Below are 24,308 nucleotides of genomic sequence, written 5' to 3' on the forward strand. Positions count from 1 at the left end.
TACCCTATATAGTTTTAGCACAAAGACGTCACCAGCAAAAAAGCGCTACAAAGTAGCGCTTTTAACGAATTAACGATTTCTAGTGAGTTGGTCTTTTAAGTTAGGTGGTGTGCCTTTAATCGTCAACGTATCTGTATCTGGATCGTAGAACACGCGCTCGCCTAACAACAGACTATCAAAGCTTAGATTTAGACCACCGCCAGCACCGACAAATTTAGTGAGTTTACGAACGGTCGAGCGATCGGCTGGGAAGCTCTCTTCTAGCTCATAACCTTGCTCTTGAGTGTAATCCAAAAAGCTTGCACCTTCATTGCTTGGTAACTCTCCAGATAACTCTTTGATTTGAACTTCATCACCAGATTTCAGCTGGTCATTACAGTAATCATAAACTTGCTTTTTGTAGTTTACCGTTTCGTCTTTGTCCAACTGTGCATCGGCACAATAGTCTTCGACCGCTTGCATCAGTATCGAGTTTTGCTGTTTGGTATCTAAGCCTACTTCGGCTTGCAAGAAGTCTAAAAAGAAATCAGCAACCTTACGACCAACACGTCCTTTAATGTAGGTCAAATAACGATTAGAGCTCTTATCAAGGTCATAGCTTGTCAGGTCGATACGTGCCGCGATATCCATTTTGGCAATATCGAGGTAATCAATAGAACCAATGTTCAAACCTTCAGTTACTTGCAAACTGTTGTAAGAAGGCAATAAACCAATGAACAGATAATCTGTAGCCAGAGACTGATATTGAGCCATCACTAAAGTGCCCGCTTCGGCAAATGGGTACTTCGCCAGTTCGGTCTTTAATCGCTCTGCGCTCTGCTGAGAAAAGCTATAGAAATCTTTCTCGCCTTTGAGCAGTTCACTTAGCCAAATTTGGAAATCACTTTCGCTCGTGAAGGAACCAAACCCTTTTCCTGCTTTCGAATTGAAGACACGATGCAGTTCAGCGACTAGAGTTTCAGTAGAACTGTCATTTTGAAGCATCTCTTGGCGATACTGAACGACAAGCTCTTCCTGCTCATTTATTGCTAACTGGTGTAAAATTACGTTAGATAGGTTCAAACTCATTGTGAATTTATCATGGTTGCTGTTTCGTTTGTGATGCAGAGTAGGGTATCATAAGCCGCTTTCATTATCATTAGCAGAGTCTTTATGCCAATTACATCTAAATATACCGATCAACAAGTTGAAGACATCCTTGCCGAAGTTGCCGCTGTTCTAGACAAACACGGTGCGAGCGCAGAACTTTCTTTGATGATCGCAGGGAATATCGCAACCAATGTCTTAAATCAAAACGTTGCTCCTTCACAACGCCAAGCAATTGCGGAAAAATTCTCTAAGGCTCTGATTTCATCCCTAGAAACAAAAGACCAACACTAAAATTTAAGAACGGATAGACTGAACGGCAGATGGTAGATAGCGGAAATTCATACGGAGAAAGAGTGTCTCGCCTAGTAGGCTGGGGACACTGGTTTGCGTTTTTTAATATTATCGCGGCGATGCTCATCGGTACGCGTTATATTGCTGCCTCGCCGTGGCCCGACACTTTGTTTGGGCAAGTCTATCTGCTCGCCTCATGGATTGGTCACTTCGGATTTTTAGTTTTTGCGCTGTACCTCTTGGTGCTCTTCCCGCTCACCTTTATTGTACCGTCGCGAAAACTGTTTAGATTACTCGCCGTCTGTTTTGCCACCTTTGGTTTGACTGTCCTACTTATAGACACGCAAGCCTATCAAACGATAAATCTCCACCTATCACCTGTCGTTTGGGATCTCTTATTCAGCGATGATACGAGTCCGATCAGCTCCGATCTTCAGCACTTATTTATCGTGTTGCCACCTATATTCCTAGCGCAGTTAGCGCTCGCTGAATGGGTGTGGCGCAAACAACGTAAACTGTCTCACAAGCACGTCGGGCGCCCAATTGCTGCACTTTTCTTCGTCTGCTTTATCGCAAGCCATATGATCTTCATGTGGGCGGATGCATTTTTCTATAACCCGATCACTGTTCAGAAAGCGAACTTTCCTCTATCGTATCCAATGACGGCTAAATCCTTTATGGAAAAACACGGTCTATTAGATAGAGACGAATACCTTCAAAAGCTTAGAGACAATGAAGGTGCTGCCGACCTCGTTAGTTACCCTTTAACTGAAATCGAGTTCAACCGTCGCTCTGAAAACCTCAATGTACTCGTGGTTAGTATCAACAATTTGCGTGCCGACATGCTCAACCCGCAAAACATGCCGGTTGCATACGGTTTTGCGTTGAACAATCAAAACTTTGTGAATCATTACAGTTCGAGTAACGATGATTTTGGTGCGTTTGGATTGATGTACGGTCTGCCGAGCAGTTATGCCAGCAGCATCAAAGCTCAGGGCTCTGAGCCGCTGATGATGTCCATTCTAGCGAATCAAGGCTATCGCTTTGAGCTTTTCAGTGGCGATAACTTCGAAGATGACCTTTATAGCGAAACCATCTTCAGAAAATTCCCAATGGCCGACTTAACCGCAACCGAGTCGGAGACACTTGATAGAAGCATTTCTGATAATGCGGCTATTGAGCAGTGGAGTGATGCCATCATTAATGGCTCAAACAAACCATGGTTTAGTTTCATAGAACTGACTACGGTAGACAACTTCAGTGACTACCAACCAGACTCTGATGCACTGACTGCTGAACAGCGTTTTGTTAGTGCTTACTCTGCCGCCGCCGCAGCAGCAGACGCTGAGTTTGGCAAGATTCTACAAACTCTAGTCGACCAAAACCTAATGAGTAACACCGTGGTCATCCTAACGTCGAATCACGGTACAGAGTTCAACGAAACGAAGACACGTAGCTGGGGATCAAACACCAACTATAGTCAGTATCAGTTGCGCGTACCTATGGTCATCCACTGGCCTGGGAAACTGGCCGCTGATTATACCCATATGACAAGTCATTTGGATTTGGCAGCGACAATAATGGAAGACTTAAGTGGTGTTTCGACCAGCGCGAAAAACTACAGTAGCGGTCGTAACCTGTTTGATGAACGTAAGCGTAAATGGATCATTGCTGGCGATACTCGCGAACTCGCCCTAATAACCAGTAAAGAGACAACCGTTGTCGATAAATTTGGTAACTATAGCCTTTACGATGAAAACTACGATCGCATTAGAGATAAGAACCCCAAGCTACCTATCTTGATGCAAGGCTTTACTGAGCTGCAGCGTTTCTACTCAAAGAGTCAGTAAATCAAGCAGTTAAACGTGATATAAACCCTTGACCAGCAAAACACTCTGGTTTAGATTGATCCCATCGGACTGTAGCGCAGCTTGGTAGCGCACCGTCATGGGGTGTCGGGGGTCGCTGGTTCAAATCCAGTCAGTCCGACCATATTTCAGCCCCAAGAGAAATCTTGGGGCTTTTTACTACTCATATGTGTAGTTTTTAGACACCCAAACCATTAATTTGCCTCAACTGCTTATAATTAAAGCAAACAGTAAAATTAAGGGTTTACAAACAGTGAGATGCCCATTATTATGCGCATCAACACGGAGAGATGGCTGAGTGGTCGAAAGCACCGGTCTTGAAAACCGGCAACCGTTAATAGCGGTTCTAGGGTTCAAATCCCTATCTCTCCGCCACATTCGAAGAAGCCGCTGATTATTCAGCGGCTTTTTTCATTTCTAGCCCTTCAATACCTAGTTCTTGAAACCTGCTACAATCAGCTACAACCCCACCTCAGAGAACATACAATGATTATCTTAACCACCACCTATGGCGACATCGAAATTGAGCTAAACATGGAACGAGCACCAGTGAGTTCAAAGAACTTTCTCCGTTATTGTGAAGAGGGATTCTATGAAGGCACGATTTTCCATCGCGTGATTGACGGCTTTATGATTCAGGGTGGTGGTCACACTGAAGATATGACCGAAAAGGATACTCACGCTCCCATTGCCAATGAAGCAAATCGCGGACTAAAAAACACGACGGGCACTATTGCTTTCGCTCGCACCGACGCCCCTCATTCGGCCACAGCACAGTTCTTTATTAACCTTGAGGACAACGACTTTTTAGACCATACCGCGAAAACCAACAACGGTTGGGGCTACGCTGTATTCGGAAAAGTGACATCTGGCATGGATATCGTCAATAACATAGGGAAAGCCATGACAGGCATTAAGAAGGGTCATGAAGACGTGCCGCTTGATACCATCAAGATAGAAAAGGTCACTATCGTCGATTAAGTTGACGAGGTCGGTCTCAATAGCACCGCCCAGATACAGTAAAGGCGCTACTCAGTAGCGCCTTTTTCATTCTGTTCATCGTTTGTCGGTTGAGCATCAGCAACCAACTCTGGGCTCGATGCCTCTTCTGCTTCCATTTTGGCACGCTCAGCCTTCGAGATATAACGCGGCTTGTTGCTCTTCTGCTTTTTCGCATTGGCTTTCTTGGCTTTGGCTTTCAAGATCTGATTGATCTTCTTTTTCCTGTTCATATCGGGCTCTTCATGGTCTAGCAGGTCAACTTTGGCTGCGCATCATAGCGCTCTACGCTGTATTTATCCATAGTGGCGTAGCTTTGTAGCCGATTCAGTGAGTCACTCGTTACCGTCAAGACGGTTGAGGCTCTCACCTTCGCCTTGAACATAACTACCTAAATGCTTGGCGTAATGACCCTTTTCAATGATTGGCAGCACCTCTTCACAAAGATTGGCTGGAAAGGTTTTATACTCAGAGAGCTTTTCGATAGGTAGCCAGACGACTTCCTGAATATACTCCTCATCGTTTAAACCTTGCAGATTCTGCAAGTTGGCGTCACCTGTCCAATCTGTAATGTGATAAAAGAGCTCGACATGGTAGCGCTCGGCGGAGGTTTCATAAAACTCCCGAACGCAAATGAGCTCACCCACCTCAACATCCAGATTGGTCTCTTCTTTAAATTCTCGCTTCAAGCCCTGCTTGGTACTGACATCACCCTTTTCAAAACCACCGCCCGGGGGAATCCAATACTCGCCTGAGTAAGGGTCTTGAACTCGCAGCATCAAAACACAATTATCTTTAACTGCTATCCCTGCAGCACGAATGCGATGTTTCATGGAATCTCCTTAAGTTGGGCTGCTGCCTCGATCAGTGAATAATGAATCGGTACTAAATCAGCATGTTGACTGCGATAACCTCCCCCTATCACACACGCAATCGGAATGCCTCGTCGGTAGCAGGTCGACAGCATCCAACTATCACGCGCTTTAATACCCTCGAGACTCACCTCCAGAAAACCAAGCTCATCATCTTGGTGAATGTCTACACCAGCATCAAATATGACGATATCAGGTTGATGGAGATCGAGTGCAAGCTGGACCACTTGTTGAAAGCCCTCTAAAAATTCTTTGTCTTTCGTTCCTCGTGAGAATGGGACATCAAAATCAGAATTCGGTTTGCGCGCAGGGAAGTTCTTATCACAGTGTAATGACAGCGTTACGATATTTGGATTGTCGTTCATCAGGGAGGCTGTGCCATCTCCGTGGTGAACGTCACTATCAACAATTAGTACCTTATCCGCTCCTCGCGTGAGGGCATGTCGTGCAGCAACCGCTAGGTCATTAAACAAGCAAAAGCCACTGCCATAATTAAAATGAGCGTGGTGATAGCCTCCGCTCAAATGGATGGCAATGCCTTGTTCAAATGCTTTTTCGACCGTCAACATCGTGCCGCCCGTAGAGGTCAACGTGCGTTCTATCAGCCGCTCACTCCAAGGAAAGCCAATACGGCGCATTTTCGCTGCTGGCAGCGTCCCTAGTACTAAATCATCGGTATAGTCACCACAGTGGGTCTGTTTAATTGTTTCGGCGCTCACAGCACTTGGCTTGAAGAACTGAAAGGGTGACCACGATGTCTCGGGGTATGCCTCTAATATCGCCTTATACAACAATTCATACTTACGAATTGGATAGCGGTGCCCTTCGGGGAGATCGAGCGCTGAGTAAATAGGGTGATAGATCAATGGAATCAAAGTATTCTATTCTCAATTAAACGTCTGAATTAAAAAGGTCACGCGTCATACTAGCGCTAGGAGAGCAACATGAAAACCGTATTCATTACTGGAGCCAATCGTGGTATCGGTCTCGCCCTGACGAAAAAGTATTTAGAGTCTGGGTATCAAGTCCACGCCACCTATCGAAGTCCTAGTGACGCCCTTGAGCTTCTCTCATTAGAAGTCAGCGAATCTCACCTATCGACTTACACGCTGGATGTAACCCATTACGAGGCTGTCGCAAAATTAGCGCAAACGCTACCTGACCTCGATATTTTTATAAACAATGCTGGCTACTACGGTCCGAAAGGCTATGGGTTTGGAAACACGGACTTAGATGAATGGCGCAAAGTACTTGAGATCAACACAATAGCGCCACTTAAATTGGTTGAGCTACTTTATCCCAAGCTTCAAAACTCACCCACTAAGATGATTGCTTGCCTCTCGTCAAAGGTAGGAAGCATGACAGAAAACACCTCAGGTGGCGGCTATATCTATCGCTCTTCAAAAGCAGCACTTAACTCGGTAGTGAAGAGCCTGAGCAATGACCTATCCTCGCAAGGGTTTACCGTTTTAGCGCTGCATCCAGGCTGGGTACAGACCGAAATGGGCGGACCCAACGCGCTGATCTCAACGACAACCTCCGCGCAAGGGCTGTTTAACGTTATCCGCCAAGCCTCTATCGCTGATTCAGGACGCTTTCTTAACTATGATGGGGCGGAGCTACCTTGGTAACTAACCACCAAATCTAATGTTACTTACTACGTCGCTTTGCGGTTCCACCCGCACTGCGGCGTTTTTTGTACTTTTTAAATGCGGGTTTTTCGACTTTCGGCAAATTCCTTAACGACTCAGGAACGGGGCCCGTTTTAACTTGATTCATTAATTGATCAAGCTTGCCGTTAAGCTCCGACATAAACGGACCATATGACTGCGTCTTCTCCGCCATACCTTGCAGCTGAAATTCCCAATGAGCCGTCATATCTGGGTACGTTGATTCATCTGGCAGGGCGTGAATAAGTCCGCGACCTGCAGGCGTGCTGAGTACTGACTTCCCTTGGCGTTTCAATAGCTGACGTTTGAACAGTGTATCTAAGATGCCTGCGCGCGTGGCTTCTGTGCCAATACCATCGGTGTCGCGAAGGATTTTCTTAAGGGATTTATCTTCAACGAAACGACTGATGCCTGTCATCGCTTGTAGCAGAGTTGCCTCAGTGAAATGTCTTGGTGGCTCGGTTTTCTTCTCACCAATCTCACCTTCACGACAAGTGAGAACCGTACCGACTTCTAACGGCGGAACCGCATCGACACCCTCTTCTTGGTCATTGGCACTATTGCCTAACAACGCACGCCAGCCAGGCTCTTGAAGACGCTTACCTTTAGCCACAAATTGCCCACCCTGAATGTCAAATTCCAGCATCGCTTCTGCATAGACGGCAGGCGGGTAAAACTGCATCACGTATTGTCTCGCGATCAGACCGTAAACCTTTTCCTCAAACCCAGACAATACCATGCTGGTTTTCTTTGGCGTGGGGATGATCGCGTGGTGCGCGTCGACTTTGCTGTCATTCCAAGCCTTGGATTTACGACTGCTATCTGCGTTATCTACTGCCGAGGCGTATTCTTTGCTGTTGTTCTTTATTGCTGCGAGCACGTCATTCGCTTGGTAGAAGTGATCTTTAGGAAGGTAGCGGTTATCGGAGCGTGGATAGGTGATGAGCTTGTGTTTCTCATACAATGCCTGACAGACATCCAATACCTGTTGAGCACTCATGTTGTAGCGCTTTGCGGCGTCAATCTGCAGCGCTGACAGAGAATACGGTAAGGGGGCATTTTGCTTCGTCGACTTGTGTTCCGACTTAACCACTTTAGCGGATTGACCTTTAATACGCTCAGCCACGTTCTCGACCAATTTGCGATTGAGTACGCGACCTTCCTCATCCTGCCACGGTTTACACGCCTCACTTGGACGCCATTTAGCTCGAATATCAAAAGCAGGACCGGTGTCTTGATATGGGATCAATGCATGCAACGTGAAATAGTCTTTAGGAATGAAGTTTTCGATTTCTTCATCACGGCGAACCACTAACCCCAGAACTGGCGTTTGAACTCGGCCAACAGAGAGTACGCCTTGGTAACCCGCTTTTTGACCCAATAAGGTGTATGCGCGAGACATGTTCATTCCATACAACCAATCGGCGCGAGAGCGTGCAAGCGCAGACACTGAGAGAGGAATAAACTCTCTGTTCATTCTCATCCCGTTGAGCGCCTTTTTTACCGCAGGCAAGTTCAAGTCGCTGATAAGAAGTCGCTGCGCTGACTCTTTTTTGGCTTTTGAGACCTTACAGTAATCAATAACCTCATCCACCAGCAGCTGCCCTTCTCTATCTGGGTCACCTGCATTAACTATTGTGGTTGCGGTCTTGAGCAGCTTTTTCACCGCTGTAAGCTGCTTAGAAGCGCTCTTTCGAGGACGCAGTTGCCATTGCTGAGGAACAATAGGCAGGTCCGCTAAATTCCACTTTTTGTAACGCTCATCGTAAGCATCTGGCTCAACTTGTTCCAACAAGTGACCAATGCACCAGGTCACTACGTCACCATTGCCACATTGGATAAAACCATCGCCTTTCTTCTGAGGATTAGGTAATGCAGCCGCAATAGCTCGGCCGAGGCTAGGTTTTTCTGCAATAAAGAGACGTGTCATAGATGTGGCGGTTTCTAGAAATAATAAAGGTAAGCTTAACTAAGCTTACCTTTGAGAATCAAGAAAAAACTGTATAAATAGCCAGTTAGTTTTGGGGCCCCTTCTAAGAAGGTATCGCTTTAAAGAAAGTGAACGAATTTACCTAGTTCTCGCTCGGGTACTTTCATTGGTGTGCAGCCAGGGGTGCCAACGTAGAGGAAACCGACGATCTGATCTTGCCCCTCCAACTTAAATGCCTGACGAACATGATCATCAAACATCCACTTGCCTGAGCGCCAAAACGCTTGAAAGCCCTGAGCAACGGCAGCCATCTGCATCGCCTGTACCGCACACCCGGCTGAAAGATACTGCTCCATTGCAGGTACTTTGTCGTGTGGCGTCACCTTAGCGATCACTGTGATAACGAGTGGCGCTCGAAACGGCGCTTTTTGAGCCTTATCAATCACCGCTTGCTCACTGCCTGCGAGTGTGGCGGCTTCGCTCAGGATATTGGCGAGTTTTTGTCTGCCTTCCCCTTGTGCTAATACAAAACGCCAAGGCGTGAGACCAGCATGGTCTGGGGCACGTAGCCCCGCTTTAATGATATTTTCTAGAGCGACCCCTTCTGGCGCGGGGTCTGAAAGTTTGGCAATTGAACGTCGGTTGAGCAACAGGTCTAAAGCATCCATAACGCGTCCCTCTTATGGTTATTATCTTGTCGTTATAATAACAAAGTGTTAACGTCTACGCACTTACAATGAGAACCGATCTCAATTAGTGACCTGTTGCCTCTTCCGAAAATAGCTTAAATGAGACACTACAGCTTGGCTGCCAGCTCCACACCTTGGCGAATTGCGCGCACTGCATCAAGCTCACCAGCATAGTCAGCTCCTCCAATGACGTGCAGTTTTTCACCGAAATCTGGCCACTCATTTTCAAACGGCTTGACGGATTCTTGTCCCGCACATATCACTACCTTGTCCGCCGGAATCAATTTCGACTCTCCTTTGACGGTAATGTGTAGACCCTTGTCATCGATCTTGTCATAAGACACACCACCAAGTAGATGCACACCCCGTTTTTCAAGCGTCTTCTTGTGTATCCAGCCCGTTGTCTTACCAGGACCTTTACCGACTCGCCCTTCTTTACGCTGCATCACCCACACGTTAGTACTGGTCGTTGAATCTGGGAACGGATACAGCCCACCAGGGTGTTCAAGGTTTTTATCGATACCCCATTCGTATAACCAGTCATCCAGAGTCTGACCTTGGGGCTCGGTAATCATACTTGCGATATCAATACCAATACCACCAGCGCCCATAATAGCGACATTTTCGCCTAGATACGTCTTGTCACGAATCACTGTTTGATAGTCGATAACCTTATCTTTATTGTCGATACCTTCCATTTTAGGCATTCTCGGTTTCACACCGGTCGCCATCACGACTTCATCGTATTCTTTCAGCAGATCAGCGGTGGCTTCGGTCTCTAGGTGGAGCTTAACGCCAGTTTGGGCGATACGGTTGGCGAAGTAGCGAATCGTTTCTCTAAACTCTTCTTTACCTGGTATCTGCATGGCAAGTCGGAACTGACCACCAATGCGATCATTCTTCTCGAATAGGTCAACCGAATGCCCCTTCTCAGCCAGTGTGGTTGCACAAGCGAGTCCCGCAGGCCCTGCCCCAACAACTGCAATGTTTTTGCTGTTCACCGTCTTTTTAATAATCAAGTCGGTCTCGTAACACGCTTGTGGGTTGACTAAACAGGTCGCTCGCTTGCCTTTAAAGGCGTTGTCCAAACACGCTTGGTTACAACCGATACACGTATTAATGAAATGCGCCTCACCCTGCTCGGCTTTGGCAACAAAATGTGGATCGGCCAAGAACGGTCTCGCCATAGAAACCATATCGGCATGACCGGATGAAAGTATGCGCTCGGCTTCATCGGGGGTGTTGATTCGGTTAGTCGTAATAACAGGGATAGAAAGGTGCGGGCGAATCTTCTCTGTCACCCACGTAAAGGCGCCGCGCGGCACTTGGGTTGCAATTGTTGGAACCTTCGCTTCGTGCCAACCAATGCCGGTGTTGATTATGGTCACGCCTGCTTGCTCTAGTGCTTTACCGAGCTGCACCACCTCTTCAAAAGTACTACCTTGCTCAACTAAGTCCAGCATGGAAAGGCGGAAAATAATAATGAAATCTTCACCCACGGCAGCACGCACGGCTTTGACTATCTCGAGCGGTAAGCGAATACGGTTGTCGTAGCTGCCACCCCATTCATCATAACGGACGTTTGTGCGCTGGCAGATGAATTGGTTGATGAAATAGCCTTCCGAGCCCATGATTTCCACACCGTCGTAGCCCGCCTCTCTTGCGAGAGCAGCGCTGTTAGCGTAAGCATCAATGGTTTTCCAGATCTGGCGACTGCTCATTTCACTTGGAGCAAAAGGGGTAATCGGTGATTTAATCTTGGAAGCACTTTGTGAAAATGGATGATAGCCATAGCGACCTGCGTGAAGGATTTGCAGTGCTATCTTACCGCCATGCTTATGAACTGCTTCTGTCACCACTTTGTGTGCTTTGGCATGTTTCGGCTTACTAAATTCTGCCGCAAATGGTGCAAGTCGACCGCGAAGGTTAGGCGCAAAACCGCCTGTTACTATCAGCCCAACTCCACCTTTTGCACGCTCTTCATAGAATGCAGCGAGCTTATGTAAACCTTCTTTGTGCTCTTCGAGACCAGTGTGCATTGATCCCATAAGTACTCGGTTCTTGAGTTGAGTGAATCCTAAATCCAGTGGCTTAAGTAAGTTCGGGTACATGGCTGACATCACTTCCATTGTTTTTGTTGTGGTCTGACCAGAATATTATGGAAAGGTTAAAAAATCAAACTAGCGTTTACATTCTGACAACATAAGCAGAAAAACTTTCTGAATCTTTGAACTTCATCTAGTATGTTAAGTCTCTAATTTATATTCACTTAACCCCTCGCTGATAGATATCGGCAACTTACACGTACAATTACACTATTCATACAGCGAATTATTAACCTCAGCGCTACACTAGTAATTGATGTTTAGGGAAATGAACACTCACCTGACGTGTGATGTGGAGAGACAATGAAAAAAGTATTCCGTTTTATAGGTATGATTTTCAAAGGCATATGGAAGTTAATTAACTTCACTAGACTTGCCATTGTGAATCTGTTTTTCTTCGCCATGATCGCTGTGTTTTACTTTGCTTTGACGCAAAGCGACGCACCTGCAAAAGTCGAAACCAAAGCGTCTGCGTTGGTTATGAATCTATCTGGACCAATAGTTGAGCAAAGCACCTACGTTAACCCGATGGATTCGTTTACGGGTTCGCTGTTTGGGCAAGATCTTCCTAAAGAAAATGTGCTGTTCGATGTTGTCGATACCATTCGTCACGCGTCGCAAGATGAGAAAGTGACCGGACTGGTGCTATCACTCCGTGACATGCCAGAAACCAGCCTGACGAAACTGCGTTACATCGCTAAAGCGATCAACGAATTCAAAGCAACCGGTAAACCCGTGTATGCCTACGGCGCGTTCTACAACCAAAGCCAATACTATCTGGCGAGCTATGCAGACAAAGTCTATCTGGCGCCAGATGGCGCAGTGTTAGTCAAAGGCTACAGCGCATACTCTATGTACTTTAAGACGCTTCTCGAAAAGCTCGACGTAACGACTCATGTTTTTCGTGTCGGAACCTACAAATCTGCTGTCGAGCCTTTCCTTCGTGACGATATGTCTGAAGACGCTAAAGCCAATGCAACTCGTTGGGTTGGGCAGCTATGGGGAGCCTATGTCGATGATGTTTCAACCAATCGTGAAATTGACCCAGGTGTGCTAACGCCGAGCATGGATGATTTCTTGGCGTCACTCAAAAACGTAGATGGTGATCTAGCGGCGCTATCTAAAGAGATGGGGTTGGTTGATGAGCTCGCGACTAAGCAGCAAGTTAACGAAGCTATGGTCGAAGAATTCGGCAGCGACGGTGACGGCGGCTTCAACGCAGTGGGTTACTATGAATACCTCGCGTCAGTACCTTTTGATTTTCCTGACAATCCAGATAGCCAAGTAGCCGTTGTTGTTGCAAGCGGGTCAATTATGGATGGTGAGCAGCCACGCGGCACCATAGGTGGTGACACAACAGCAGCGCTTCTCAAACAAGCCCGTGAGGATGACAGTGTAAAATCTGTGGTACTTCGCGTTGATAGCCCGGGGGGCAGCGCATTTGCGTCCGAAGTGATTCGTAACGAAGTTCAGGCACTAAAAGACGCCGGCAAACCTGTCGTCGTTTCGATGTCAAGTGTGGCAGCATCTGGTGGTTATTGGATCTCCATGAGTGCATCGCAAATCATGGCACAGCCAACCACGATTACGGGCTCGATCGGTATCTTTAGCGTCATAACCACCTTCGAAAAAGGTCTCAACAATATTGGCGTCAATACTGATGGTGTCGGTACGACGCCATTCTCCGGCGTAGGGATCACTCGAGGCATCAATGAAGGCGCTTCACAAGCCTTCCAAATGGGTATCGAGCATGGTTACAAACGCTTTATCTCACTAGTGTCTGATAATCGCGATATGTCCGTGACAGAAGTCGATGATGTAGCGCAGGGCCGAGTATGGACAGGACAAGACGCACTTGACCACGGTCTTATTGATAAGATTGGCGACTTTGACGATGCGGTTGCGCTTGCGGCCGAGTTAGCAAGCTTAGAGCAATACGATGTGATGTTTGTTGAAGAGCCACTAAGCCCGGCACAACAATTTGTGCAAGACTTGATGAAGCAAGTACATGTGAGTTTGGGACTTGATATCTCTTCTTGGATCCCACAAAGCTTATTGCCTGTGGCAAACGAGCTTAAGCAACATGCTTCGCTCATGGAGAGCTTCAATGACCCGAAAGGTCACTACGTGCTGTGCCTGACTTGTAACGTCCAGTAGAGGCCTCATTAGCAAAACCGTGATTCAGAGCCACCGATTGGTGGCTCTTTTATTTGTTTTGGTTATAATCGCCCCCACCTGTTCCCCCGACTAACAAAGTGATGTCTGTCATGACGAGAAAACACATCTATATCGCCTACACTGGCGGCACAATCGGCATGCAAAAGTCCGATCATGGCTACATTCCGGTAGCTGGATTTATGGAAAAACAATTGGCGAGCATGCCAGAGTTCCATCGACCAGAAATGCCAGAGTTTACTATCCATGAGTACGAGCCGCTGATCGACTCATCTGATATGACGCCTGCAGATTGGCAACAAATCGCCGATGATATTCGCGACAACTACGACAGGTATGATGGTTTTGTGATTCTGCATGGTACAGACACGATGGCGTATACAGCGTCGGCACTCTCTTTCATGTTGGAGAACTTAGGTAAGCCTGTGATTGTGACAGGCTCACAGATCCCACTCGCGGAGCTGCGCTCAGATGGTCAGGCTAACCTTTTGAATGCCCTGCACATTGCGGCGAACTACCCAATCAATGAAGTCACTTTGTTCTTCAACAATCAGCTGATGCGCGGTAACCGCAGCACTAAATCACACGCTGATGGCTTCAACGCGTTCACGTCACCAAATCTACCACCATTGCTTGAAGCGGGTATTAACATTCAGCTAAGCAGTGGCGTTGAAATCAATAAACCACCGGAAGGTGAGTTTAAGGTGCATGATATTACGCCTCAGCCGATTGGTGTCATCACCATGTACCCTGGTATCTCCCATGAGGTTATTCGCAACACCCTGCTTCAGCCAGTTAATGCGATGATTCTATTGACCTTCGGTGTCGGCAACGCGCCGCAAAATCCTGAGCTGCTTGGTCATCTTAAAGAAGCATCTGAGCGCGGTGTTATCGTGGTAAACCTGACTCAGTGTCTCGCGGGCAAGGTCAACATGGGCGGTTATGCGACAGGCTGTGCACTTGCTGACGCGGGTGTAATCAGCGGCTTCGATATGACCCCAGAGGCGGCCCTAGCGAAACTGCACTACTTACTGAGCCAAAACCTTAGCTACGAAGAAGTTAAGTCTCAAATGCTTGAAGTTCTTCGTGGTGAGATGAGCAAATAGCCTACTCGACACTAACGTTTTTATTGGCTGCGTGTATATCTGCACGTAGCCAACACCCTCTCGTTCTGAGACTTCAAAATTAAGTTATGCGTCTAGTAATACTCACCTAAGCTAGCTTGGCAAGAACACTATCCGATGCGTCCTCAATCAAGTCCAACACCAACTCAAACCCTTGGTCCCCGCCGTAATAAGGATCTGGAATCTCTTTGTAGCTAGACGATCCATGACTAAGAAATAGAGAGAGTTTGTGCTGTAAATGGCGAGGACAACGTTGCTTTAAATCAGCCAAGTTATCTTTGTCAGCCGCTAAAATCATATCGAAATCTTCAAAGTCATCATCCGTAACCTGCCTTGCTCGGATGCCAGCAAACGAGTAACCGCGTGCCTCTCCTGCTTTTTTAGCTCTGGAATCTGGCGGATTGCCTTGGTGATAACCGATGGTACCCGCTGAATCAATTTCGACGTCAATACCGGCTTGCTCTGCTCGAGCACGCAATACGGCTTCACCTGTCGGGGAGCGACAGATGTTGCCCATGCATACAACTAGAATCGATGGTTTCTTTTTATTATTCATATAGTTAGCACCTAAATTCGGCCAATTACCACATCAAAGATACAAGAAATTTTAGTCGATAAATCAGGTGCTTGTCAGGTTAATTATCTTGAAGAGCAATAAGTAATCACCAAACGGACTCTTGGGGTTTGGCCGGTTGTAGAATGTGGATTTATAAGCTGCGATAAGTTAATAAACATTAAGTAATGTCTACTTCCATCAGAACCCCAAAGTGATCCGACACAACCGGATAAAAATCGCCATTAAAAATCACCTGATGCTGCTTTACCACTACTGGTTGATTACTAAAAACCAAATCAATCCGAAGCGCTTGGCTATTTTTTTCCCAACCATCAATATTTTTAATTACTGTGGTTCCAGCATCTTTAATTTCAGCTATTTCATAACAATCTATCAATCCGCGCTGTAAAACATAATCATAACCTTCATTGCGTATATGGCTTGGGTTGTTGAAATCACCTAATAGAAAGCTCAATTCTGTGGTTAATGTTGCATTGATTCGTTTGAACTGATCCTCAAATGAGTTCTCTGAGTCATTCCACCAGCCGCAATGACAATTATAAAGATTGAAATCACCTTGTTGGGAAGTGACCTTAATACGCACTGCTCGTCTATGTTTCCAATAGTTCACGTCATAGTTATCGCTTAGGTCAATGACCTCATGTTCGATAATCGGCAGTCGCGTCAAGAACGCCAGTCCCTCGTGATATACGTCATAACTTTGATGAACGAAATCCCATGTAAGTTGGTAGTGATAACCGTATTCCATGAGCTTTTTCTGTAACAAGTAACCATAGTTATCAGCGAGCACAGTGTGATTGGTTAATATATTGGCATCAACAGCCGGGCTGTCTTGATGTTGATTCACTTCTTGTAATGCAACGACATCGCACCCTTGCTCGATAATGGCTTGCGCTACCACATCCAACTTTTCTAGCTGTTTCTCTTCTTGCCAACTATGGGTATTTAGCGTCATTAACTTCATTTATTATTCACTTATTTATTTGGAGTGAGTTAAACGCAGCGCAAGGCTGCGTTTTTCAAGGTTACTCTATCTAAATAGAGAAATAACTACGCTGGTTGTGCTGAAAACTTCGCAACCAATCTAGATTTAATGACATCCACTCCAGGACCATAAATAACTTGTACTCCTTGCTCTTTAATTACAGCGCCAAGTGCTCCCGTCGGCTTCCATAACTCATATTCGGCAACCAACTGTGGATCATTAACTGTAACGCGCAAGCGAGTCATACAAGCATCAATCTCAGCAATATTGGTACGGCCACCTAAATTCTTAATGATAGTTTCCATCTTCTCATCGTCTGACATGGATTCCGAACTGTCATCGAGGTAGTTACCCATGCGTCCCGGTGTTGGCAATTTAAGTTTGACAATAAGCACACGGAATAATCCATAGTTAACACCAAAGAAAACAATAGAAACCAATGCGAAACGAACCAAGTCACCACCGATGCCCGCTGAAGCCATCATAGGTATACGAGTGACTAATTCAATCAAACCAAAGGCATGTACACGTAGGTCCATCACATCTACTAACGCAAATGCAACCCCTGTTAACACCGCATGCGCAACATACAAAACAGGAGCAATAAACATAAACATGAATTCAATAGGCTCTGTTACACCAGTTAATAACACAGCAAGACACGCAGATAAAAACATTGGCTTGTATTGTTCGCGCTTATCGCTATCAACACAGTGATACATGGCAAGGCCAATACCAATCAATGAAGACGCTGCGATAATAACTTGGCCCGCCTTAAAACGTGCTGGATGTACCGTATCTAGTAGATGTTGGTAAGCTATCGGATCGCTTAATTTAAGATTATTTAGATCGCTCACCCAAGCAAGCCATAATGGGTCTTGACCATAAACACTTGAGCCCGCATTCGTCCCAGTCAAAAGCTCATAAGTACCACCCAACTCGGTGTAGTTCATTGGAATAGTTAACGTGTGGTGTAAACCAAATGGCAATAATAAACGCTCTAACGTACCATATAAGAAAGGAGCAGTGATCGGTGCTGTATCTTTAGAGGTTGCAATCCATTGACCAAAATCATTAAGTGCACCTTGAATTAAAGGCCATACGATTGATAAAGCAAACGCAATAATCATCGAATAGAAAATAACGACAAAAGGTACAAAACGCTTACCGTTGAAAAATGCTAATGCTTGAGGCAAACGAGCGAAGTCATGATAGCGGTTAAATAAGTTGGCACCTAAATAACCAGACATAATACCGATAAACACACCCATATTTAGAGCAGGAGCACCCAAAATATTTGTGAAGAATTGAGAGACAGGTAACTCAGAACCAAATAGGCTCATCACAACCGCCTCTGGATCACTGAGCATAGCGTTATCCACGCCCAATATAACACCAGTGATACGGTTGATTAAGATGAAAGCAATCAGAGCAGCAAATGCGCCCCCTGCTCGTTCTTTAGCCCATGAACCACCGATAGCGACAGCAAATAATAGGTGAAGGTTAACGATGACGCCCCAACCTATGTTTTCCATAATAGCGCCTAGTGTTTCAATGGCGCCAACACCACCGGCATACATTGCGACAACTTTACCGAGTGATATCATGATACCCGCGGCTGGCATCACCGCGATAACAACGATCAGGGACTTCCCGAATCGTTGCCAAAAATCAAACGACAGTAACTTACTCATAAATGATTCCTTGTTTTAAATGCAGGGTAGCTTTATAAAGGCCCTGCGATAAATATAAATTAGTGTTTTCTTACAAATATATATGCAGCATAAGCGGGAGCAATTTTCGTCGCTATAAAATCTGAACGAGCGTGTTCATTGTTGATATTCTGATTATCAAGTACTAACTCGCCTAATTGCGAGCAGTCGATATCAACGACGTTCTCTTGTGGACTTAAATTGGTAATAATGCTCCATGTCATATCTTGAGCTACACGTTGATAAGCATAAATACTAGGATCGTTAGGTAGCAGCAATTGATAACGGCCAACCACTAAGCTTTCATTTGACTTACGCAGCGCAATCAACTGCTTATAGAAACTCAAAATCGAATTTGGATCTTTCTGTTGTTGCTCAACGTTGATATCTGCGCGCTGTTGATTGACCCAGAACCAAGGTTGCACCTCAGAAAAACCGCCAAAATCTTGGTCATTCCATTGCATTGGCAAGCGACTGTGATCGCGGGATACTTGATTTAACAGGGCTAGGATATCTGTATCGCTTTGACCTTGTTGAGATAGCTTTTGAATTAAGTTTCTAGCAGACACATCATTAAATTCATCAAGAGAAGTAAACTGATGATTTACCATACCAATCTCTTGGCCCTGATAAATAAACGGAGTCCCTTTCATCAAGAAATAACAACTCGCTAATGCGGTAGCACTGGCATACCTAGAGTTAGGGTCGGCAAAAGTATCAACACTACGAGCTTGATCGTGGTTTTCTAGATAAAGCGCATTCCAACCTTTACCTTCTAATGCATCTTGCCAACGCGATAAAATGCGTTTGAACTCAACCAGATCTAAACGCTCGTTGCTTTTTTCTTCCGACCATAGCTTCATGTGTTCAAACTGAAAAATCATGTTGAAAACACCACCTTCATCGTGCTCGGTCGCTTCGGCAACCCAAGGTAATGCGTTATCGGCAGTAACGCCATTGGCCTCACCCACTGTCACAATGTCAAAGGGATCAAACGCCTGCTCTTTTAACTCATGCAGATGCTTTTCAATACCTGCCACATTCATATGATAATCAAACGAGGAGACATACTTTTCACCCTTTGGATTGGGTAAAGAAGGTAAACCTGGTTGTTTCTGTATATGACTAATGGCATCCACACGGAAACCATCAATGCCGCGCTCCAACCACCATTGAATCATTTTAAATAGTGCTTGCTTAACTTCAGGATTTTCCCAATTCAGATCAGGTTGTTTTTTAGAAAATAGGTGCAAGTAGTACTGTGCAGTTTTTTTATCATATTCCCATGCACTGCCATGAAAAATACTTTCCCAGTTGTTTGGGTCGCAAGTCGGTTTTTCAGCGGTAGCCTCACAACCATCACGCCAAATGTACCAATCGCGCTTAGGGCTATTTTTGTTATCTCGAGATTCGATGAACCATGGATGTTCATCACTGGTGTGGTTGATCACTAAATCCATAATGATGCGAATGCCACGCGTATGAGCAGCAGCGATCAGTCTATCCACATCCTCGAGGGTTCCAAAGTCAGGATGAATCGCTTGGTAGTCACTAATGTCGTAGCCGTTATCATCATTCGGTGATGCATAGAATGGGCAAATCCATATTAAATCAATGCCCAAATCAGCTAGGTAATCCAGCTTAGCAATGATTCCATTGATATCACCAATACCGTCTTGGTTCGTATCATAAAAGCTACGGGGATAAATTTGGTAGGCGGTCGCTTTTTTCCACCACTCGAGTGGGCTTGAATGTATGTTATTGGCGCAAATCATCAATGTTAGGCTATGTGTTATCGATAACACATGAGGTTAAATGTATTATGTTTAGACTCAATATAATTTCAAAGAAACTGTGAGATACCCCTCATAACCTCAAGAGAACTGTGAACTCTCTCTCATTTTCAAATCAAATGTGCCTTCAACGGAACTGAAATCGCGCTTTATCAGCTTTTTGACAGCTTGGTAGCCCACTTCATAGTAGTTAAAAGCCACAGTAGTGAGACTCGGGACCAGCAGATCGCTGTAGTCGTAGTCGCCCATGCCTACAATCCATACGTTATGACCAATCTTGAGTTGCTGTTCTTTGGCGCGACGATATAAACGAATGGCAATATTATCGGTGGCGCAAAAGTAGACATGATTGGGTTGTAAGTGAATTGCCTGGTAGTCGGCTTTTTCCTCAGAGTTAGCTAAGGCTTGCAGTGAAAAGTTTAACTCGGGTACGGTGTCAGTAATGGTGGCTTGCATCGACTTAGTTCGGCTAGAAAGCATACGCTCATCGTAAATATAATTTACGGCTACCAGCGGTGCTTGCTGCTGTTTTAATTGAGTAATGGTTTGAGAGACGAGTGCTTTAATAGCAGCATGATCGGGGTAGTATAAACAACAATGATGGGGGGAGTTTTTGCCAATAAATAACACATTATCTAAGGTTCGATAAAAAGTCTCTTCAACACTGTGTTTTGAAGCGATAATAATCGTGCCCAGTGCATTCAAGCCGTTAAACTCTCTCACAGCTTGGCATTCTGACTCATGATTAAACCCTGTGGAATGAAACAGCATTCGTACTTGTGATTCATTGGCAGCAGCCAGCGCCCCTTTGATCACTAAACTCGTCGTATATGACTCAATACGAGGCGCGACGAAACCAATAATATTGGATTGGCTACGAATAGAGCGAGCAAATATATTAGGTGTGTAATGATTATCTTTGACGATAGCTTCAATTTTAAGGCGGTTCTCAGCCGAGACATAACCGCCATTAAAGTAACGTGACACAGTCATTGTCGAAATTCCAAGCTGTCTTGAAATCTCAGCCATTGTCATCTTTTTACTCATTACATACTTCCTTCAATAATGCACTATTGTCATACACCAAAGTGACCTCAAGATACAGGATTCAGAGTGGAGTCACTTCGGCATAGTATCCAATATATTGACTTACAATACAGTAAATAAAACTGGGTGTGGGGATGAGTGCGCGATTTTTACTCACAAGATTCGGGCCTGCATGCAAGACTACGGAGCGAGCATACCTAACACAAGCTAGCGCTCATGACTTCAAAAAGCCTAAATCCTGAACCGTGAAGTTAGCGAGGTTTGGAAAGATATAGTCCATCGAGCTTTGTCTAGTTACTCCCATCCACTTAGCAATCGTCGCTCCAATCTGCTCAACAGACGTCGTCGGTATCATTCGCCCTTTATTAAAATCATTCTCTCCATCAAGGATGAGTGATGGCCACTGCCCATATAACTGGCCGCCATTTAGTGCGCCGCCCATTACAAGGTGATTGCTGGCCCAGCCATGGTCAGTACCAGTACCGTTGCTCGCTAGGCGTCGTCCGAAATCGGACATTGTCATCGTTGTGACTTTATCACCAAGCCCTGCGGCTTCGATTGATTGATTGAACGCTGCTAACGATTGGCTTAATGCGCTCATTAGCTGGGCGTGGTCTTCCAATTGGTTGGCGTGAGTGTCAAAGCCACCGAAGCCGACAAAATAGACTTGTTTTTGGTGCCCAAGTTGGTCGCTCGATTTAATCAATCTTGCGACCGTATGTAATTGCTGACTCAAAGAGATATCTGGGAAATGCTCCTCTTCAGGAACAGACTCAATGGCAGCCGCTAACTGATCTCGTATTGAAATGGAATCACCCTTAACTCGATCAAACTCTCGACCAAATGCCGTCAATGGGGAGAGACTCATCACCTGATCAAAACTCTTACGCCGCTGTGCATTGCTCACTGCGTTTACCTTTGGCAAAGATGAAGCATTAATGAGGTTTGCACTCTGAACGCTACCGTTGAGTAGCTGAGCATAACCATTGAGACTAAACGTTGGACTAATCTCATCAGAATCACTACTAAGCACATCCATCAACCGTCCGGCCCAGCCAAGTGTTGTCGTACTGCCCGACCAGCCCCGCTGCCATTCTGTTTGCTGTGAGTTGTGTGAGAACAAAAACGGAGGCATAGCATGTGTACCGTCTTTCAAACCTTCTTTTGTCGAAGGCTCAATCAACACGCCACTGTTGGCGATGGGAATGATTTTTCCACTATTAAACAGGCTTTGAATCTCGCTCATCGATGGGTGTAATCCCAGTGCCAAGCTAGAGCCAGTACTTAATGACAACGGCAATAGAGAAGCTTGCGGAATAGCAATAGCAGGACGAGCGGTCGCGTACTCGTCATAGTGCGCGTTATCGCTCGGCACCAACATGTTAAAGCCATCATTGCCGCCAAATAAAAACACACAAACCAGAGCCTTATAATCACTGTCTGGCAGAGCATGAGCAGTGCCAGTTCCCAACATCGAAACAAGTGGAGTCGACGCCATAGCCGCTAACAGTTGACGACGTGAAATCATTGGGCAAGCTCCTCAATATGAAATTCTTGACTGGTTACGACGGTGTAAAGAGCATTACGAACCTTCAAGCTTTGTTGCGTATCACGAAGATCTTCCAGCCCTTCTAGGACAATCGCTTTAAGTGGCTCGCTCATTCTTTGAGAAAGCAGTCGCCTTTCAATCTCTTCAATCAATGCTTCATGGTCATTGGCTATCGCTTCTAGCGGTGCGGTATTAATGACAATGCGCGCCGGATTATCCTCGCCATTGTAATTTGTCCTGCCCGTTGCCGACCAAAGCTGGTTGTTAGTAAGGATGAAGTTGTTCCAACTCAATATCTCAAATTCAGGTGCTACATCATTCGCATCCGCTATCTCCCCGTTCGGGGCATAATCTGGCGAGAAAAAATTGAACACACTTGGAGAGCCGAGCGGCGACTGCCCATACGCTCCAAAGGTGTTAATCGAGTTGTGAAAACGTCCAGAAGGATCAGCAGATTTCGCCTCGAGAGCTCGGAAAAAATTGGTCATCGCAATTAGAGGCTCTTTCATCTTAACGGGCGAACGGTCGCCTCCATTCAGCGCCTCATCATCCGTAAGAATCCCGCGAACTACCGTTTTAAGATCGCCTCTCACGCCGCTACCATTATCGTCAAATAGCGCACTCACTCTTGCGACATAAGCGGGAGACGGATTAGATGTCACTAACCTTTGGATAAGATGGCGACTGATAAATGGGCCTGTGTTTGGATGGTTTAGCAACATATCCATGGCCTGCGCCATATCTTGTTCGGCGGTCTGCCCTTGAGCAAACACCTCTCCCATCACCACTTTTTCCTCAAAATCATGACGTTCTGGATACGCCACCATTGGCAAAAGCCAGTTGCCATCTTTAGAGCCCCAATTAGGCTGGTTTTTCTCAGCGATGTGCCAGCCGGTAAACACTCGAGCCAGATTCTCAATATCATCCTGCGAGTACGTTGGAATCAACTGCCCTTGGTTATCAAGCTTCTCAGAGCCATCTGGGTTTAGCTCATACAGGCCGATACTAAACAGTTGCATCACTTCACGGGCGTAGTTTTCATCTGGGTAGCGATTACTCTCTGGGTCTGCCTTTTGATTTGCCATCATCGACAAATAATCCCCCATGGCAGCGTGCAGAGTCACCGATTCAATCAACTCTCGATAATTCGCAAATGCGTGTGTGATGAGCATGTCGTAATAATCGGTCATCTCCAAAACACGGCCATTCAAGCTGGCGCCATATCGCGAAATCACGAAGATCTCACTAAGGGCGAACGCAACTCGTTGCCTGAGTTGATCGGGGGCATTTAAGCTAAGATCCCACCATACCGACACGCGGTCAGATTGGTTGTAACTGTCTCGCCCATCCTCAAGTGGATACTGTTTAAGACGGGTTAAATGCAGGCTTGGAGCCATAGCAAACTGCTTATCAAGCCATCTTGAGTAGCCAAGATCGGCTAATTCTTGATAGGAGTTAGGCTTAGGTCCAAACGTAGAGCGATAGAGGATGTCGTAACGCTGATCTTGTGTTAATGGATTGGGCTCAGGAGAAAGACCTCCAGACTCCCCCTCTCCACCACATGCAGAGAGTAATGAAAGTGTGAGTAAACAGAGGCTCGATTTAAATGCGTGACGCTTTATCAGGGGAAACAACTCAAAGGCCTTACTACGACTGAAGATTTAATCGAACACTAGCGAAAAACACCAGGTGCAGCAATCTAGCCTCCGATAAACTGTGTCACGGGTTCAAATTAGCACTTTAGCCATTGTGTTTCTCTATCATTTTTGCTGATCCATTATCACTGTGTCTTTTGTTGGATTCATCGTCAATGTTGAAGAAATAAACTTAACG

20 protein-coding genes and 2 tRNA genes are annotated in these 24,308 nt (G+C 45.7%); 8 read left to right on the forward strand and 14 right to left on the reverse strand.

The window, feature by feature from the left end:
• Positions 1-69: 69 nt before the first annotated feature.
• Positions 70-1,068 carry a nucleoid-associated protein YejK gene (yejK, locus tag AC6I8U_RS11705; protein ID WP_042474175.1) on the reverse strand — a complete coding sequence of 333 codons (999 nt, stop codon included), beginning with the start codon at positions 1,066-1,068 and terminating at the stop codon, positions 70-72.
• Positions 1,069-1,152: 84 nt separating this feature from the next.
• Here yejK and AC6I8U_RS11710 point away from each other — a divergent pair, with 84 nt between their 5' ends.
• The 5 genes from AC6I8U_RS11710 (at position 1,153) to AC6I8U_RS11730 (ending at position 4,229) form a co-directional block, all read left to right on the forward strand.
• Entirely contained in the window at positions 1,153-1,380 is a 228-nt protein-coding gene (locus AC6I8U_RS11710; RefSeq protein ID WP_042474173.1) for a YejL family protein, read from the forward strand.
• A 29-nt stretch (positions 1,381-1,409) separates the two neighbouring features.
• Positions 1,410-3,230: a DUF3413 domain-containing protein gene (locus AC6I8U_RS11715; RefSeq protein ID WP_498016982.1), complete on the forward strand. Its 1,821-nt coding sequence runs from the start codon at positions 1,410-1,412 to the stop codon at positions 3,228-3,230.
• A 65-nt stretch (positions 3,231-3,295) separates the two neighbouring features.
• A tRNA-Pro gene (locus AC6I8U_RS11720) sits at positions 3,296-3,372 on the forward strand.
• 160 nt (positions 3,373-3,532) lie between these two features.
• Positions 3,533-3,623, forward strand: a tRNA-Ser gene (locus AC6I8U_RS11725).
• Between the two features lie 111 nt (positions 3,624-3,734).
• Entirely contained in the window at positions 3,735-4,229 is a 495-nt protein-coding gene (locus AC6I8U_RS11730; RefSeq protein ID WP_498016983.1) for a peptidylprolyl isomerase, read from the forward strand.
• A gap of 47 nt (positions 4,230-4,276) precedes the next feature.
• Here the strand turns inward: AC6I8U_RS11730 and AC6I8U_RS11735 are convergent, their stop codons facing one another.
• The 3 genes from AC6I8U_RS11735 to AC6I8U_RS11745 form a co-directional block, all read right to left on the reverse strand.
• Positions 4,277-4,480, reverse strand: coding sequence for a DUF2986 domain-containing protein (locus AC6I8U_RS11735; protein ID WP_234494215.1), 204 nt, complete (start codon positions 4,478-4,480; stop codon positions 4,277-4,279).
• A gap of 102 nt (positions 4,481-4,582) precedes the next feature.
• Entirely contained in the window at positions 4,583-5,080 is a 498-nt protein-coding gene (locus tag AC6I8U_RS11740) for an NUDIX domain-containing protein (RefSeq protein ID WP_498016984.1), read from the reverse strand.
• The gene (locus tag AC6I8U_RS11745) at positions 5,077-5,994 is read right to left on the reverse strand and encodes a histone deacetylase family protein (RefSeq protein ID WP_498016985.1); all 918 of its coding nucleotides are present in this window, start codon (positions 5,992-5,994) and stop codon (positions 5,077-5,079) included. Before AC6I8U_RS11745 ends, AC6I8U_RS11740 begins: the two co-directional genes overlap by 4 nt.
• 69 nt (positions 5,995-6,063) lie before the next feature.
• Here AC6I8U_RS11745 and AC6I8U_RS11750 point away from each other — a divergent pair, with 69 nt between their 5' ends.
• On the forward strand, positions 6,064-6,750 hold the full coding sequence (locus AC6I8U_RS11750; protein ID WP_498016986.1) for an SDR family oxidoreductase: 687 nt from the start codon (positions 6,064-6,066) through the stop codon (positions 6,748-6,750).
• 19 nt (positions 6,751-6,769) lie between these two features.
• Here AC6I8U_RS11750 and AC6I8U_RS11755 read toward each other — a convergent pair whose 3' ends face one another.
• From AC6I8U_RS11755 to AC6I8U_RS11765, 3 genes are all read right to left on the reverse strand, one after another.
• On the reverse strand, positions 6,770-8,719 hold the full coding sequence (locus AC6I8U_RS11755) for a DNA topoisomerase III (protein ID WP_498016987.1): 1,950 nt from the start codon (positions 8,717-8,719) through the stop codon (positions 6,770-6,772).
• A 119-nt stretch (positions 8,720-8,838) separates the two neighbouring features.
• Entirely contained in the window at positions 8,839-9,387 is a 549-nt protein-coding gene (locus AC6I8U_RS11760) for an NAD(P)H nitroreductase (protein WP_498016988.1), read from the reverse strand.
• A gap of 128 nt (positions 9,388-9,515) precedes the next feature.
• Positions 9,516-11,519, reverse strand: a complete 2,004-nt coding sequence (locus tag AC6I8U_RS11765) for a 2,4-dienoyl-CoA reductase FMN-binding domain-containing protein (protein ID WP_498018357.1) — start codon at positions 11,517-11,519, stop codon at positions 9,516-9,518.
• 297 nt (positions 11,520-11,816) lie between these two features.
• On the opposite strand from AC6I8U_RS11765, the gene sppA reads away from it, so the two are divergent.
• Complete coding sequence (gene sppA, locus AC6I8U_RS11770; protein WP_498016989.1) at positions 11,817-13,670, forward strand: signal peptide peptidase SppA; 1,854 nt, start codon at positions 11,817-11,819, stop codon at positions 13,668-13,670.
• 110 nt (positions 13,671-13,780) lie between these two features.
• Complete coding sequence (ansA, locus tag AC6I8U_RS11775; protein WP_498016990.1) at positions 13,781-14,794, forward strand: asparaginase; 1,014 nt, start codon at positions 13,781-13,783, stop codon at positions 14,792-14,794.
• A gap of 106 nt (positions 14,795-14,900) precedes the next feature.
• On the opposite strand, the gene AC6I8U_RS11780 is transcribed toward ansA, so the two are convergent.
• The 7 genes from AC6I8U_RS11780 to AC6I8U_RS11810 form a co-directional block, all read right to left on the reverse strand.
• Positions 14,901-15,368: a low molecular weight protein-tyrosine-phosphatase gene (locus tag AC6I8U_RS11780; protein ID WP_498016991.1), complete on the reverse strand. Its 468-nt coding sequence runs from the start codon at positions 15,366-15,368 to the stop codon at positions 14,901-14,903.
• A 178-nt stretch (positions 15,369-15,546) separates the two neighbouring features.
• Positions 15,547-16,353 carry an endonuclease/exonuclease/phosphatase family protein gene (locus AC6I8U_RS11785; protein WP_498016992.1) on the reverse strand — a complete coding sequence of 269 codons (807 nt, stop codon included), beginning with the start codon at positions 16,351-16,353 and terminating at the stop codon, positions 15,547-15,549.
• Positions 16,354-16,439: 86 nt separating this feature from the next.
• Positions 16,440-18,068, reverse strand: a complete 1,629-nt coding sequence (locus AC6I8U_RS11790) for a PTS transporter subunit IIBC (protein WP_498016993.1) — start codon at positions 18,066-18,068, stop codon at positions 16,440-16,442.
• Between the two features lie 59 nt (positions 18,069-18,127).
• On the reverse strand, positions 18,128-19,861 hold the full coding sequence (locus tag AC6I8U_RS11795) for a glycoside hydrolase family 13 protein (RefSeq protein WP_498016994.1): 1,734 nt from the start codon (positions 19,859-19,861) through the stop codon (positions 18,128-18,130).
• 99 nt (positions 19,862-19,960) lie between these two features.
• Positions 19,961-20,926 (reverse strand): LacI family DNA-binding transcriptional regulator, encoded by a 966-nt coding sequence (locus AC6I8U_RS11800; RefSeq protein WP_498016995.1) that lies wholly within the window; start codon positions 20,924-20,926, stop codon positions 19,961-19,963.
• Between the two features lie 214 nt (positions 20,927-21,140).
• Positions 21,141-22,454 (reverse strand): DUF1501 domain-containing protein, encoded by a 1,314-nt coding sequence (locus AC6I8U_RS11805; protein WP_498016996.1) that lies wholly within the window; start codon positions 22,452-22,454, stop codon positions 21,141-21,143.
• The gene (locus AC6I8U_RS11810; RefSeq protein WP_498016997.1) at positions 22,451-24,109 is read right to left on the reverse strand and encodes a DUF1800 domain-containing protein; all 1,659 of its coding nucleotides are present in this window, start codon (positions 24,107-24,109) and stop codon (positions 22,451-22,453) included. Before AC6I8U_RS11810 ends, AC6I8U_RS11805 begins: the two co-directional genes overlap by 4 nt.
• Positions 24,110-24,308 lie beyond the last annotated feature (199 nt).

The sequence above is a fragment of the Vibrio sp. KUL80 genome (genome assembly GCF_059725495.1).